Origin of the sequence: Streptomyces sp. NPDC001922, assembly GCF_042891165.1 — a bacterium.
Lineage (GTDB): Bacteria > Actinomycetota > Actinomycetes > Streptomycetales > Streptomycetaceae > Streptomyces.
This window is the reverse complement of sequence record NZ_JBIASV010000006.1, coordinates 340,166-351,588: the sequence shown is the minus strand read 5'-3', so window position 1 is coordinate 351,588 and position 11,423 is coordinate 340,166. Positions and strand designations below refer to the sequence as shown.

Annotated in this window: 12 protein-coding genes and 1 pseudogene; 6 read left to right on the top strand and 7 right to left on the bottom strand. The window is 72.2% G+C overall.

The window, feature by feature from the left end; genetic code table 11:
- Positions 1-137: 137 nt before the first annotated feature.
- The gene (mce, locus tag ACFYYR_RS13390; RefSeq protein WP_351509850.1) at positions 138-578 is read right to left on the bottom strand and encodes a methylmalonyl-CoA epimerase; all 441 of its coding nucleotides are present in this window, start codon (positions 576-578) and stop codon (positions 138-140) included.
- A gap of 136 nt (positions 579-714) precedes the next feature.
- Here mce and ACFYYR_RS13385 point away from each other — a divergent pair, with 136 nt between their 5' ends.
- Positions 715-1,926, top strand: coding sequence for an acetyl-CoA C-acetyltransferase (locus ACFYYR_RS13385; protein ID WP_388851110.1), 1,212 nt, complete (start codon positions 715-717; stop codon positions 1,924-1,926).
- 207 nt (positions 1,927-2,133) lie between these two features.
- Positions 2,134-3,087: pseudogene (gene meaB / locus ACFYYR_RS13380) on the top strand (methylmalonyl Co-A mutase-associated GTPase MeaB); the annotation flags it as partial.
- 579 nt (positions 3,088-3,666) lie between these two features.
- On the opposite strand, the gene ACFYYR_RS13375 reads toward meaB, so the two are convergent.
- Positions 3,667-4,299 carry a PepSY domain-containing protein gene (locus ACFYYR_RS13375; RefSeq protein ID WP_388851106.1) on the bottom strand — a complete coding sequence of 211 codons (633 nt, stop codon included), beginning with the start codon at positions 4,297-4,299 and terminating at the stop codon, positions 3,667-3,669.
- A 126-nt stretch (positions 4,300-4,425) separates the two neighbouring features.
- Between ACFYYR_RS13375 and ACFYYR_RS13370 the strand changes: the two genes are divergently transcribed.
- Complete coding sequence (locus ACFYYR_RS13370) at positions 4,426-5,091, top strand: response regulator transcription factor (RefSeq protein ID WP_388851103.1); 666 nt, start codon at positions 4,426-4,428, stop codon at positions 5,089-5,091.
- The gene (locus tag ACFYYR_RS13365; RefSeq protein WP_388851100.1) at positions 5,084-6,523 is read left to right on the top strand and encodes a sensor histidine kinase; all 1,440 of its coding nucleotides are present in this window, start codon (positions 5,084-5,086) and stop codon (positions 6,521-6,523) included. The genes ACFYYR_RS13370 and ACFYYR_RS13365 overlap by 8 nt, the downstream gene beginning before the upstream one ends.
- Positions 6,524-6,603: 80 nt before the next feature.
- Here ACFYYR_RS13365 and ACFYYR_RS13360 read toward each other — a convergent pair whose 3' ends face one another.
- From ACFYYR_RS13360 to ACFYYR_RS13345, 4 genes are all read right to left on the bottom strand, one after another.
- Complete coding sequence (locus tag ACFYYR_RS13360) at positions 6,604-7,080, bottom strand: MarR family transcriptional regulator (protein WP_351509837.1); 477 nt, start codon at positions 7,078-7,080, stop codon at positions 6,604-6,606.
- A gap of 118 nt (positions 7,081-7,198) precedes the next feature.
- Complete coding sequence (locus ACFYYR_RS13355) at positions 7,199-7,987, bottom strand: AIM24 family protein (protein WP_388851096.1); 789 nt, start codon at positions 7,985-7,987, stop codon at positions 7,199-7,201.
- Positions 7,984-8,634, bottom strand: coding sequence for an AIM24 family protein (locus ACFYYR_RS13350; protein ID WP_388851093.1), 651 nt, complete (start codon positions 8,632-8,634; stop codon positions 7,984-7,986). Before ACFYYR_RS13350 ends, ACFYYR_RS13355 begins: the two co-directional genes overlap by 4 nt.
- A 130-nt stretch (positions 8,635-8,764) precedes the next feature.
- Positions 8,765-9,403 carry an AIM24 family protein gene (locus ACFYYR_RS13345; RefSeq protein ID WP_388851090.1) on the bottom strand — a complete coding sequence of 213 codons (639 nt, stop codon included), beginning with the start codon at positions 9,401-9,403 and terminating at the stop codon, positions 8,765-8,767.
- 155 nt (positions 9,404-9,558) lie between these two features.
- Here ACFYYR_RS13345 and ACFYYR_RS13340 point away from each other — a divergent pair, with 155 nt between their 5' ends.
- On the top strand, positions 9,559-9,903 hold the full coding sequence (locus tag ACFYYR_RS13340; protein WP_388851087.1) for a DUF3817 domain-containing protein: 345 nt from the start codon (positions 9,559-9,561) through the stop codon (positions 9,901-9,903).
- Complete coding sequence (locus ACFYYR_RS13335) at positions 9,900-10,193, top strand: MTH1187 family thiamine-binding protein (protein ID WP_388851084.1); 294 nt, start codon at positions 9,900-9,902, stop codon at positions 10,191-10,193. The genes ACFYYR_RS13340 and ACFYYR_RS13335 overlap by 4 nt, the downstream gene beginning before the upstream one ends.
- Positions 10,194-10,263: 70 nt before the next feature.
- Here the strand turns inward: ACFYYR_RS13335 and ACFYYR_RS13330 are convergent, their stop codons facing one another.
- Positions 10,264-11,253 carry an ArsR/SmtB family transcription factor gene (locus ACFYYR_RS13330; protein WP_388851081.1) on the bottom strand — a complete coding sequence of 330 codons (990 nt, stop codon included), beginning with the start codon at positions 11,251-11,253 and terminating at the stop codon, positions 10,264-10,266.
- Between the last annotated feature and the right edge of the window lie 170 nt (positions 11,254-11,423).

The window sequence follows — 11,423 nt, the reverse complement described above, 5'->3', positions numbered from 1 at the left end:
TTCGCGGTACGTGCTCTGATGCTGCTCTAGTACGTGCCTGTCGGAGAATGGTGTCAGATCGTCGGCGAGGTATGGGTCACAGCCCCCAACCCGAACCCCGGCCGAGCGGCCACTCTACCGGCCGGGGGACGAAGAGGTCAGTGGTCGTCGGCGGAGGCGGGGTTGGCGGTGACCAGTTCGGTCAGGACACCGTGGCAGTCCTTGGGGTGCAGGAACGTGATCCGGGAGCCCATGGAGCCGGTGCGCGGCTCGTCGTAGAGCACCCGGACGCCCTTGCCGCGGATGTCCGCGGCGTCGGCGTCCACGTCCGCGGTGCCGAAGGCGATGTGGTGCACGCCCTCGCCGTTCTTGGCCAGCCACTTGGCGACCGTGGAGTCCTCCCGGACCGGTTCCAGGAGCTGGAGGTAGGAGGCACCGCCGTCCGAGGTCTCGTTGATCTTCAGCATGGCCTCGCGCACGCCCTGTTCCTCGTTGACCTCGGTGTGGAACACCTCGAAGCCGTACGTGGCACGGTAGAACTCAACAGTCTTGTCGAGGTCGAAACAGGCGATCCCGATGTGGTCGATTCGCGTCAGCATGGCTCCAGTGCACCGCCCGTTCATGTGGTTACGCAACGTGCGCGCGATCACACCTGCTGACCGGTGACCAGGCGCGTACCGCTCAGTACATTGACGAAAACCCTCGTTAACTTCCTTCCCCCGAAGGGGCCGCACCATGACTGGTACGACCGGCACCACCTCTGTGATCGTCGCAGGCGCCCGTACGCCCATGGGGCGTCTGCTCGGATCCCTGCGCAGCTTCTCCGGAGCCGACCTCGGCGGCTTCGCCATCAAGGCCGCGCTGGACCGGGCGGGCATCGGCGGCGACCAGGTCCAGTACGTGATCATGGGCCAGGTGCTCCAGGCCGGAGCCGGCCAGATCCCCGCCCGGCAGGCGGCGGTCAAGGCCGGAATCCCGATGAGCGTGCCCGCGCTGACGGTCAACAAGGTCTGTCTGTCCGGTCTGGACGCCATCGCGCTGGCCGACCAGCTGATCCGCGCGGGCGAGTTCGACGTCGTGGTCGCGGGCGGCCAGGAGTCGATGACCAACGCCCCCCACCTGCTGCCGAAGTCCCGTGAGGGCTACAAGTACGGCGCGGTGGAGATGCTCGACGCCATGGCGTACGACGGGCTGACCGACTCCTTCGAGAACGTCGCGATGGGCGAGTCCACCGAGAAGCACAACACCCGGCTGGGCATCAACCGTCCGGAGCAGGACGAGATCGCGGCCCAGTCCCACCAGCGGGCCGCCGCGGCGCAGAAGAACGGCCTGTTCGAGGCGGAGATCACCCCGGTGGAGATTCCGCAGCGCAAGGGCGACCCGGTGATCTTCGCCAAGGACGAAGGTATCCGGGCGGAGACCACCGCCGAATCGCTCGGAAAGCTGCGGCCCGCGTTCGCCAAGGACGGAACGATCACTGCGGGAAGCGCCTCGCAGATTTCCGACGGTGCGGCCGCCGTTGTGGTGATGAGCAAGGCCAAGGCCGAGGAACTGGGCCTGGAGTGGATCGCCGAAATCGGCGCCCACGGGAATGTGGCCGGTCCGGACAACTCCCTGCAGTCGCAGCCGTCGAATGCGATCGGACACGCCCTGGGCAAGGACGGACTGACCGTTGAGGATCTTGATCTGATCGAGATCAACGAGGCGTTTGCCGCGGTGGCGGTCCAGTCAATGAAGGACCTGGGAATCTCCTCCGAAAAGGTGAACGTCAACGGTGGCGCGATTGCCCTGGGCCACCCGATCGGCATGTCCGGTGCGCGGATCGTGCTGCACCTGGCGCTGGAGCTGAAGCGGCGGGGCGGCGGCACGGGTGCCGCGGCGCTCTGCGGCGGCGGCGGTCAGGGCGACGCCCTGATCATCCGGGTGCCGCGGAACGGCGCGAAGTAGTCGGCGGGACGGATGGATCCGGGCCGTGGGCCGATAGGGCCCGGGCCGCGGCCCGGACGGCCTTCCGGGCCGTGGAACGGTCCGGTTCGGATCCCCGGCCGGCAGGGCTCGGGCCACGGGCCGGCAGGGCTCGGGCTGCGGCCCGGGAGGCGGAACGGCAGGGGCCGGCGCTCGGCGCGACGGCCCGGGCGAGCGAGGAGCGGAACAGTGGTTGACGTCCCCACCCTGGTCGAGCAGGCACGCCAGGGGCGCCCCCGGGCCGTGGCCCGGCTGATCTCGCTGGTCGAGGGGGCGTCGCCGCAGCTCCGCGAGGTGATGGCGGCGCTCGCCCCGCTGACGGGCGGGGCGTACGTCGTCGGGCTGACCGGCTCCCCCGGAGTCGGCAAGTCCACCTCCACCTCGGCGCTCGTCTCCGCGTACCGGCGGATCGGCAAGCGCGTCGGGGTGCTCGCCGTCGACCCGTCTTCGCCGTTCTCCGGCGGTGCGCTGCTGGGCGACCGGGTGCGGATGAGCGACCACGCGTCCGACCCCGGGGTCTACATCCGGTCCATGGCCACCCGCGGCCACCTCGGCGGACTCGCCTGGGCCGCGCCGCAGGCGATCCGGGTGCTCGATGCCGCGGGCTGCGACGTGGTGCTGGTGGAGACCGTGGGCGTGGGGCAGTCGGAGGTCGAGATCGCCTCCCAGGCCGACACCAGCGTGGTCCTCCTGGCCCCCGGGATGGGGGACGGGATCCAGGCGGCGAAGGCCGGAATCCTGGAGATCGGCGACGTCTACGTGGTCAACAAGGCCGACCGGGACGGGGCCGACGCGACCGCGCGCGAGCTCAACCACATGCTGGGGCTGGGCGAGGCACGGGCCGCGGGGGACTGGCGTCCGCCGATCGTGAAGACCGTCGCGGCGCGGGGCGAGGGCATCGACGAGGTCGTCGAGGCGCTGGAGAAGCACCGGGCCTGGATGGAGGAGCACGGCGTGCTCTCCGAGCGGCGGGCGCGGCGGGCGGCGGGCGAGGTCGAGACGATCGCCGTCACCCGGCTGCGGGAACGCATCTACGACCTGCACGGGGACCGGCGGCTCGGGGCGCTCGCGGAGCGGATCGTGGCGGGGGAGCTCGATCCTTACGCGGCCGCGGACGAGTTGGTGGCCGGGCTGACGGAGGGGGCGCCGGGGGCGGCGGGCTCAGCGGGCTCGGGCTCAGCGGGCTCGGGTTCGGGCTCTGGGGGCTCGGGGAGCTGACTCGGCGGGCGCGGTTCGGCGCCCCTGGTACGTGGCGGAGCCCCCGAGGTGGTCCTCGGGGGCTCCGGTGTTGGGGGCGGCGGGTTGTGCGGGCGCGTTGTGCGGTGCGCGGTGTGCGGTGCGCGGGATGCGCGGGCCGGGTGGGGTGTGTGCTCGGGCGGTGCGTGGTGACGGGGGCCGGGGCACTCCGGGGTGGGGGGTCCTGGAACGTATATTTACGGGCCTGGCGGCCCACAAATACACGGCAGCTTCCAGGACCCCCCACCCCTGCGACCCCGGCCCCCTCCCGCCGGTGGGCAACTTTCCCGGCCCTGGGGCAGAGGTGAGGTGCTGCCCCCCTCGGCCGCCTGTTCCGGTCTTCGGGTGGGGAGGGTGGCACGGCCCCGGCCCTCGGGCGGGTGTGTGGTCTGCCCGCCGTCGGGCTGTGGTGCCGGCCGTTTCCCGTTACCGGATGGGGGAGCGGTCGCCGGGCTCCCCCATCCGGTGGGTGGTTGGCGGGGGCCGTCAGTCGTCGTCCGAGTCCTGGTCGTCGTCCGAGTCGTCGTCGTGGTCGACCGTGACGGTGGCCTTGGCGGTGTTCTGGTCGACGCGGACGTCCTGGTCCTGGCCCTGCTTGTTCCGGAGTTCGACCTCCCAGGCGCCGTCGTCGAACTCGACCGAGGTGACCTTGCCGGGGGCGGCCTTCTGGGCGGCCGCGATGGCTTCGCGGACGTCGGTCTTCGCGTTCTTCACGGCGTTGCCGTTGTCGTCCTCCTGCTCGGTGTGGTTGCCGAGCACCCGGCCGTTGCCGGCGTCCAGCTTCAGCTCGTGCCAGGTGCCGTCGGCGCCGAGGACGTCCACGTCCCAGACGACGCCCTGCGCGGTGTCGTCCAGCTCCGCCGAGGCGACGGTGCCCGGCTGGGCCTGCAGCGCCTTGGCCACGGCCTGTGCCGCGTCCGTCGTGGCGGCGCGGGCTTCGCGGACGTCGTCGGTGTCCCGGTCGTCCGCGTCCCGGTCGTCCGTGTCCCGGACGTTCGTGGACGTGGCGCTCGTCGGGGTCTGCGCAGCCGCGTCGTTGCCCGGGACGGCGAACGCCGTGACGGTGCCGCCGATCAGCGTCGCCGCGGCGACGGTGGCGATGACGATGTTGCGCTTCATGTGTTCCTCCCGCTGTGGTTCGGTATCGCAGTCGGTTGCGATGTGGACCACCGTGCCGAAGTGATGCTGAAGCGGGGCTGAAGCCTCCTGAAGCTCTCTTCAGGTGGGCTTTGGGAAGCTGGGCGCATGCGTTTGTTGATCGTGGAGGACGAGCGGCGGCTCGCGCTGTCGCTGGCCAAGGGCCTGACGGCCGAGGGGTTCGCCGTCGATGTGGTGCACGACGGGAGAGAAGGTCTGCACCGCGCGAGCGAGGGCTCGTACGACCTGATCGTCCTCGACATCATGCTGCCGGGGATGAACGGCTACCGGGTGTGCGGGGCGCTGCGGGCAGCCGGGGACGACGTGCCGATCCTGATGCTGACCGCCAAGGACGGCGAGTACGACGAGGCCGAGGGCCTCGACACCGGTGCCGACGACTACCTGACCAAGCCGTTCTCGTACGTGGTGCTGGTCGCCCGGGTCCGGGCCCTGCTGCGGCGGCGCGGGCGGACCGCCTCGCCGGTGCTGACCGTGGGCGGGCTGAGCGTCGACACCGCCGCCCGCCGGGTCACGGTCGACGGCGCGGAGGCGACGCTGACCACCAAGGAGTTCGCCGTACTGGAGCAGCTGGCGCTGCGCGCCGGTGAGGTCGTCTCCAAGGCCGAGATCCTGGAGCACGTCTGGGACTTCGCGTACGACGGCGACCCGAACATCGTGGAGGTCTACATCAGCGCGCTGCGGCGCAAGCTCGGCGCGAAGACCATCGGCACCGTGCGCGGGGCCGGATACCGGCTGGTGGGCGACCGTGCGTAGGGTCTTCGGCACCGTACGGGCCCGGGCGGCGCTGGGGGCGACGGCCGTGGTCGCGGCGGCTCTGATCGCCGCGGGTGTCGCCGTGCTGATGGTGCTGAGCGGCAATCTGCGCGACCAGGCGGACCTCCAGTCGCAGGTCGCGGCGCGGGAGGTCGCCGGGCAGGTGGCGACCGGGGTGCCGTACGGCCGGCTGGACCTGCCGGACGGTGACGAGCACCCCGTGCAGGTGGTCACCGAGGACGGGGTGCTGCGGGCGGCCAGTGAGGACCTGCAGGCCGTCACCGGCACCGGGACCGCCGCGGTGAAGCCGGGCGGCGCGGCCTCCCGGCCTCAAGAGGGCGAGGACGACGACGGGGACGAGGACGAGGAGGACGCCCCGCGGAGCGGTGAGATCTCCTCGGACGAGCGGGAGAGCCGCGGCGGCACCGCGACCGTGGAGGGCGAGAGGCAGGAGTACCGCTTCGCGTCCGTCGAGGCGACCACGCCACGCGGGGAGACCGTGACCGTCCACGCGGGCACCCCGCTCGCCACCGAGCAGGGGGCCGTCGGCGAGGTGCGCACGGCCATGCTGATCGGACTGCCGCCGCTGCTGCTCGTGGTGGCCGGGGTCACCTGGCTGGTCACCCGGCGGGCGCTGCGCCCGGTCGAGGGCATCCGCGGCGAGATGGCCGCCATCACGGCCTCGACCGACCTGTCCCGGCGCGTGCCGGAACCGGACTCCCGGGACGAGGTCGCCCGGCTGGCCCGGACCACCAACGAGACGCTGGCCGCTCTGGAGACGTCGGTGGAGCGGCAGCGGCGCTTCGTCGCCGATGCCTCGCACGAGCTGCGCAGCCCGATCGCCAGCCTGCGGACCCAGCTGGAGGTGGGGGTCGCCCACCCGGAGCTGCTGGACGTCGAGGGCGCGGTGGAGGACACCGTACGGCTCCAGCAGCTCGCCGCCGACCTGCTGCTGCTCGCCCGGCTCGACGCGGGGGAACGGCCCCGGGAGGGCGGCACGGTGGAGCTGGCCGCCCTGGTGCGGGAGGAGCTGGCCCAGCGCGGCGGAGGGCCGGTGCGGCTGCGGGCCGAGGCCGTGGAGGCACCCCTCGACGTGGCCGGTTCCCGGAGCCAGTTGGCGCGGGTGCTGGGCAATTTGCTGGACAACGGCCGGCGGCACGCGGCGACGGAGGTGACCGTCTCGCTGCGGACCGAGGGCGGCTGGGCGGTGCTCGGCGTCGCGGACGACGGCAGCGGTGTGCCCGAGGAGCAGCGGGAGCGGATCTTCGAGCGGTTCGTCCGCCTGGACGACGCCCGGAGCCGGGACGACGGCGGCGCCGGCCTCGGTCTGGCCATCGCCCGGGACGTCGCGGAACGCCACGGCGGCACCCTGACGGTCCGCCGGTCGGCGGCGGGAGGCGCGCTGTTCGAGCTGCGCCTGCCCGCCGGCTGAGGCCGGGAGGTGCGGGGCGGCCGGTCTGCCGCTCCGGGCACCTCCGGGGCTGTTGTTCGGGTCGGCCCGAACAACAGCCCTCAGCTGCGGCTGCGCTGGTCGCGGAGGTGGTCGGCCACCGGGGTCAGGGACTCCCGGAGCGCCTCCAGTTCGGCGGCCGGGAGCAGGTCGATGAAGTGCCGCCGCACCGAGGCGACATGGTGCGGTGCGACCCTCCGCATCGTGTCCGAGCCCTCGTCCGTCAGGCAGGCGTAGAGGCCGCGCCGGTCGGACTCGCAGTGCTCGCGGCGGACCAGCCCCGCGTTCTCCATCCGGGTGATCTGGTGGGAGAGTCTGCTCTTGGACTGGAGCGTGGCGGCGGCGAGGTCGCTCATCCGCATCCGCAGCTCCGGTGATTCGGAGAGGTTGACCAGGATCTCGTAGTCGTTGTTGGTCAGGCCGAACGGCTGCAGATCCTTTTCGAGCTGGTGCATCAGCAGCTTGTTGACGTCCAGGTGGGTACGCCAGGCGCGCTGTTCGTCGTCGCTGAGCCAGAGGGTGGCCGTCTCGGTCTCCATAGAATGATTCTACCTACAAAAGTTGAAATACGGACCATTTTTGGTGTGTGGCGTCCGTTCCCCCAGGACGCCCGCCCGTGTGTGCAGGCGTTCGACGTTACACTCCGCAGACTACCGCTCACAGCCCGAAGCGACGCTGGAGGCCCCCCAGTGAACCCGGCAGCTGGGGCAGGCCGGGGGCGCCGGCGGGGGTGCCGCCGTGGCCGCCGGAGTGACCGCCGCCCGGTACGCCCTCCTGGTGCGGCACCAGGCCGGTGTTCTGCTCGGGCATCAGCAGCTCCGTGGACTGGAGCAGCACCTGTCCCGCCCCCGCGAACTCGAATTGGTGCTCCTCGCCCGAGGTGCCTCCGATGCCGGTCAGCGCGCGCAGCCCGCCCATGACCCCGCGCAGGTAGCCGTGGTCGTAGTGGTGGCAGGGGGAGGGGCAGTCGGCCCAGCCCACCAGGGCCCGCGGGTCGACCCGGATCGGCGGCTCCACGAAGACGACCGGGCCGTTCGACGCGGCGACGAACGTGCCGGTGCCGATCAAGGTGAGGAAGCCCGGGACGATCGACTGCTTGAGGGACAGCCCCGGCTGGAAGGCCAGCAGGTTGCCGGCGCGGATGGTGAGATTGCCGTCCTCGAGGTCGTAGGAGTTGACGTCGAAGGCCCGGTCGGCGAGGAGCATCTTGCCCTGCCCCTCGGCGACCACCCAGTCCGAGGCGTGCAGCGGGGAGTGGAAACTGCCCGCGACCAGCCGGTCCAGACGGCCGTGGCCGACCCCCTCGAAGTCGATCCGCCCGTAGTAGGCGATCATCTTCCCCTTCTGGAGGAACCACTGTCCCTTCAGGTCGACACAGAAGGTGTAGGCATTGACGTTGTCGTTGACCGGCAGGGTGTGCGGGTCGTGGACGACGGGACCGGTCACAACTTCTCCTCGGAGGCCTGTACGTACACCGCGCCGCTGCCGGAGAGCTCCAGCTGGAACGCCTCGCCCGAGCCGCGCCCCACCATGTCGCGCCAGCCGAGCGCGGTGGACAGCTTGTTCCGCACGTCCCCGTGGTGCGCGACGTACGCCTGCGGGTCGACGTGCACGGGGCGGTCCGGGGTGATGGGCAGCTCGATCACGCCGCCGTGGGCCATCACCGCCACCGAACCGTGCCCCTTGAGGGTGGTGGTGAACAGGCCCTGGCCCGTCACCTGGCCGCGCACCATGCCCAGCACCCCGCCCTGCGAGCCCATGAACATCGTGCCCTGCTCCAGGGTGCCGTCGAAGGCGAGCAGCCGGTCCGCCTCGACGTACAGGGTGTCGCCCGCGAGCTCGATCACCTGGATGTGGTGGCCGCCGTGGCCGAACATCACGGTGCCGCTGCCCTCGACGGTCATCAGCGGCGCCGCCTCGTCGGCGATCCGGCGCCCGATCATCGAGGTCAGGCCGCCCTGGCCGCCCTGCGTGTTGGGCGTGAAGGTCACCTCGCCCCGGTAGGCGAGCATCGCGCCGCGCTGGCTGAACATCCGCTCGCCGGGCCGGACGCGGGCCTCGACCATCTTGGAATTGATCTCCTGAAAGGGCATCAGGCCCCCCTCTCGCTGTGCGGCCGGTGGATCCGGTGCTCCGGTGCGGCGGCGGACGGCTGCCCGCCGGCCGGACGCGGCACGGCCGGCGGTGCCGCGGCCGGGTGTCCGGCGGTCGGCCGGGTCGCGCTCACACCTCACCGCCGAGGGTGTTCCGCTCGCTGGGCTGGACGTAGACCAACCCCTCGCCCTCGAAGCGGATCTGGAACGCCTCGCCCGAGCCCTCCCCGAGGAACGTCCGGAAGGTGACGCCCGACTGGAAGTGCTGCTGCAGATTCCCGGTGTGCGCCACATAGGCGCCCGGGTCCACCTGGAGCGGGTAACGGTCGCTCACCCGCAGCACCACGGCGGGGCCGTCGGAGAGGATCGCCGCCTGGCCGGTGCCCTCCACGGTCGTGGTGAACAGGCCGTTGCCCTGGGAGGCGCCCCGTACCCCGGTGAACGAGGTGCCGGTGCGCAGGGCCGAGTCCGTGCACAGCAGATTGCCGGCCTCGACGTAGAGCGTCTCGCCGCGCAGCGACACCAGGTTGATCTCGCTCGCGCGGTCCGCGAAGTAGCAGGTGCCGTGCCCCGACACCTCCATGACCTCCATCTGTTCGCCGGTGAGCCGGCGGGTCACCATGCCCCGGATGCCCTCACCGCCGCCGGACATCTTCTTGAACGCCATCCGGCCGTCGTAGGCGACCATCGCGCCGTTCTTCGCCTTCACGGCGTCACCGGTCATGTCGACGGCGAGCACCTTGCTGCCTTGGAGTCGAAACTGAGCCACGGGGATGAAGGTATCCGCCCGAAGCGGGTCCGAACAGGGCCATCGGCTCGGACCGGACCCGGGGCGCGGCCCGGGCCCGGGCGGCTGGCACAATGGGCCTTCGCTTGTGCAAGTGTTCACAAGCCGTGCCCGCCCGCCACTCGGAAGAGGTTCCCGTGGACATCAAGACCGCCACTGCCGTCCGACGCCTGCGTCTGGTCTCGGTCCCCGAGGCAGTGTCCTTCCTCCTGCTGCTGGTCTGCTCCGTGCTCAAGCGGACCACCGAGTTCAACGCGGTGCCGGTCATGGGCGCGGTGCACGGCGTGCTCTTCGTCCTCTACCTGGTCTTCCTGCTCGACGCCTGGAGCAAGACCAAGTGGCCGCTGAAGACGGTGGCCCTCTACTTCGTGCTGTCGGTGCTGCCGGCCGGCGGTTTCGTCGCGGACCGGAAGCTCAAGCGCGAGGTCGAGGCCGAGGTGATCGCGAGCCGGGCGCGCCGCGAGGGGATCGTCAACGCATGATCGTCGCCTTCTCGGTCACCCCGCTGGGGGTCGGCGAGGACGTGGGGGAGTACGTCGCCGACGCCGTCCGGGTGGTCCGCGAGTCCGGGCTGCCCCACCGCACGGACGCCATGTTCACCTCGGTGGAGGGCGAGTGGGACGAGGTCATGGACGTCGTCCGCCGTGCGGTCGCCGCCGTGGAGGCCCGGGCGCCGCGGGTCTCGCTCGTGCTGAAGGCCGACATCCGCCCGGGGGTCACCGACGGGCTCACCTCGAAGGTCGAGACGGTGGAGCGGCACCTGTCGGCCTGACGGCACGTGAAGGCTTCGGCGGCCGGGTGTCCGTCCGCCTGCCCGCCGGGTGCCGCCGTGCCCGGTGCTCTCACGCCGCTTCGGACGCCAGCGCGATCCCGAGCGGCGTGCGCTCGTACAGCACCTGATGGCCGTAGCGGTTGGAGGTCAGCAGGCCCGCGTCGCGCAGCGCCGAGAGGTGCGCGGAGACCGAGGAGGGCGCGAGTCCCAGCCGCTGGGCGAGCCCCGTCGTCGTCGCCGGTTCGGCGAGGGCGGTGAGCACGGTGGCGCGGCCCCGGCCCAGCAGGGTGGCGAGCGCGTCGGGCGTGGCGCCGTCCGGCTCGGACCACAGTCCGGCGGCGCCGCGCGCCGGGTAGACCACGGTGGCCGGCCACGACGGGCCCACGTCGCACACCACGTCCGGCCGGACGAAGGCGCTCGGCATCAGCAGCAGCTCGTCGCCGTCGAGCGTGTGCTCCGGCGTGCCGCTGTGCCGCGACCGCACGGTGAGGGTGGTCTCCGACCAGGAGATCCGGGGGTGCAGCTCGGCGAAGAGCCGTTCGGGCCCGCCGTCGGCCAGCCGTCCGGCGTGGAAGGCGATGTCGGCCTCCAGCAGGGCGCGCAGCCGGGGCCAGTGCGGAGCGATCAGGACCTTCCAGGCCAGTTCCAGCAGGGCCGCGAGGTCGGCGGCCGCGCGGGCCGGGTCGGCGAGCAGGGCCCGGCCGGGCCGGGTGTCGGCCGCGCCGGGTGTGGCGGCCAGGGCCCGGATCAGCTCCGCGCGGACCCGCTCGGGGGCGGTGCCGCGCACCCGGTCCAGCTCGTCCTCGATCGTGGTGGCCGGGCCGCCCGGCGGCGGGCAGAGGAAGGCCGGGCCGCGGCCGCGCTCGGGCGTCAGCAGCCGGAGCGGACGGAGGTCGAGGCCGGCGGCGCCGTCCCGCAGCCGGCGCAGCCACGGGAGGTGGGAGCCGTGGCGGTACGGGGTTCCGAGGGCGCGCACCGCCTCCTGGAGCTCCCAGAGCGGGGACAGGGCGAACCGGCAGTGCGGCCGGTCGTCGGAGTCGAAGCGGAGATGGAACGGCACGGGGCGCCCTCCCTCCGGACCGAACTTTCGGCTCAGTCCGAAACTGTATGGTCGGGCCGCATTTACCCAGCAGGGTGCCGCTCATGCATCGGCCCCGTCCCGAACGGGCCGAACGGGTGACGCCGGGGACGGCCGGCGGGTGTGCGCGACGGTGGGCGGAGGCGTTCCGG

What these genes read in the sequence shown, in the direction of transcription:
- ACFYYR_RS13360 (WP_351509837.1), bottom strand. Translation starts at nt 7,080, where the DNA reads ATGGAGACCGAGACGGCCACCCTCTGGCTCAGCGACGACGAACAGCGC.
- ACFYYR_RS13370 (WP_388851103.1), top strand. Translation starts at nt 4,426, where the DNA reads ATGCGTTTGTTGATCGTGGAGGACGAGCGGCGGCTCGCGCTGTCGCTG.
- ACFYYR_RS13335 (WP_388851084.1), top strand. Translation starts at nt 9,900, where the DNA reads ATGATCGTCGCCTTCTCGGTCACCCCGCTGGGGGTCGGCGAGGACGTG.
- ACFYYR_RS13375 (WP_388851106.1), bottom strand. Translation starts at nt 4,299, where the DNA reads ATGAAGCGCAACATCGTCATCGCCACCGTCGCCGCGGCGACGCTGATC.
- ACFYYR_RS13385 (WP_388851110.1), top strand. Translation starts at nt 715, where the DNA reads ATGACTGGTACGACCGGCACCACCTCTGTGATCGTCGCAGGCGCCCGT.
- mce (WP_351509850.1), bottom strand. Translation starts at nt 578, where the DNA reads ATGCTGACGCGAATCGACCACATCGGGATCGCCTGTTTCGACCTCGAC.
- ACFYYR_RS13350 (WP_388851093.1), bottom strand. Translation starts at nt 8,634, where the DNA reads ATGCCCTTTCAGGAGATCAATTCCAAGATGGTCGAGGCCCGCGTCCGG.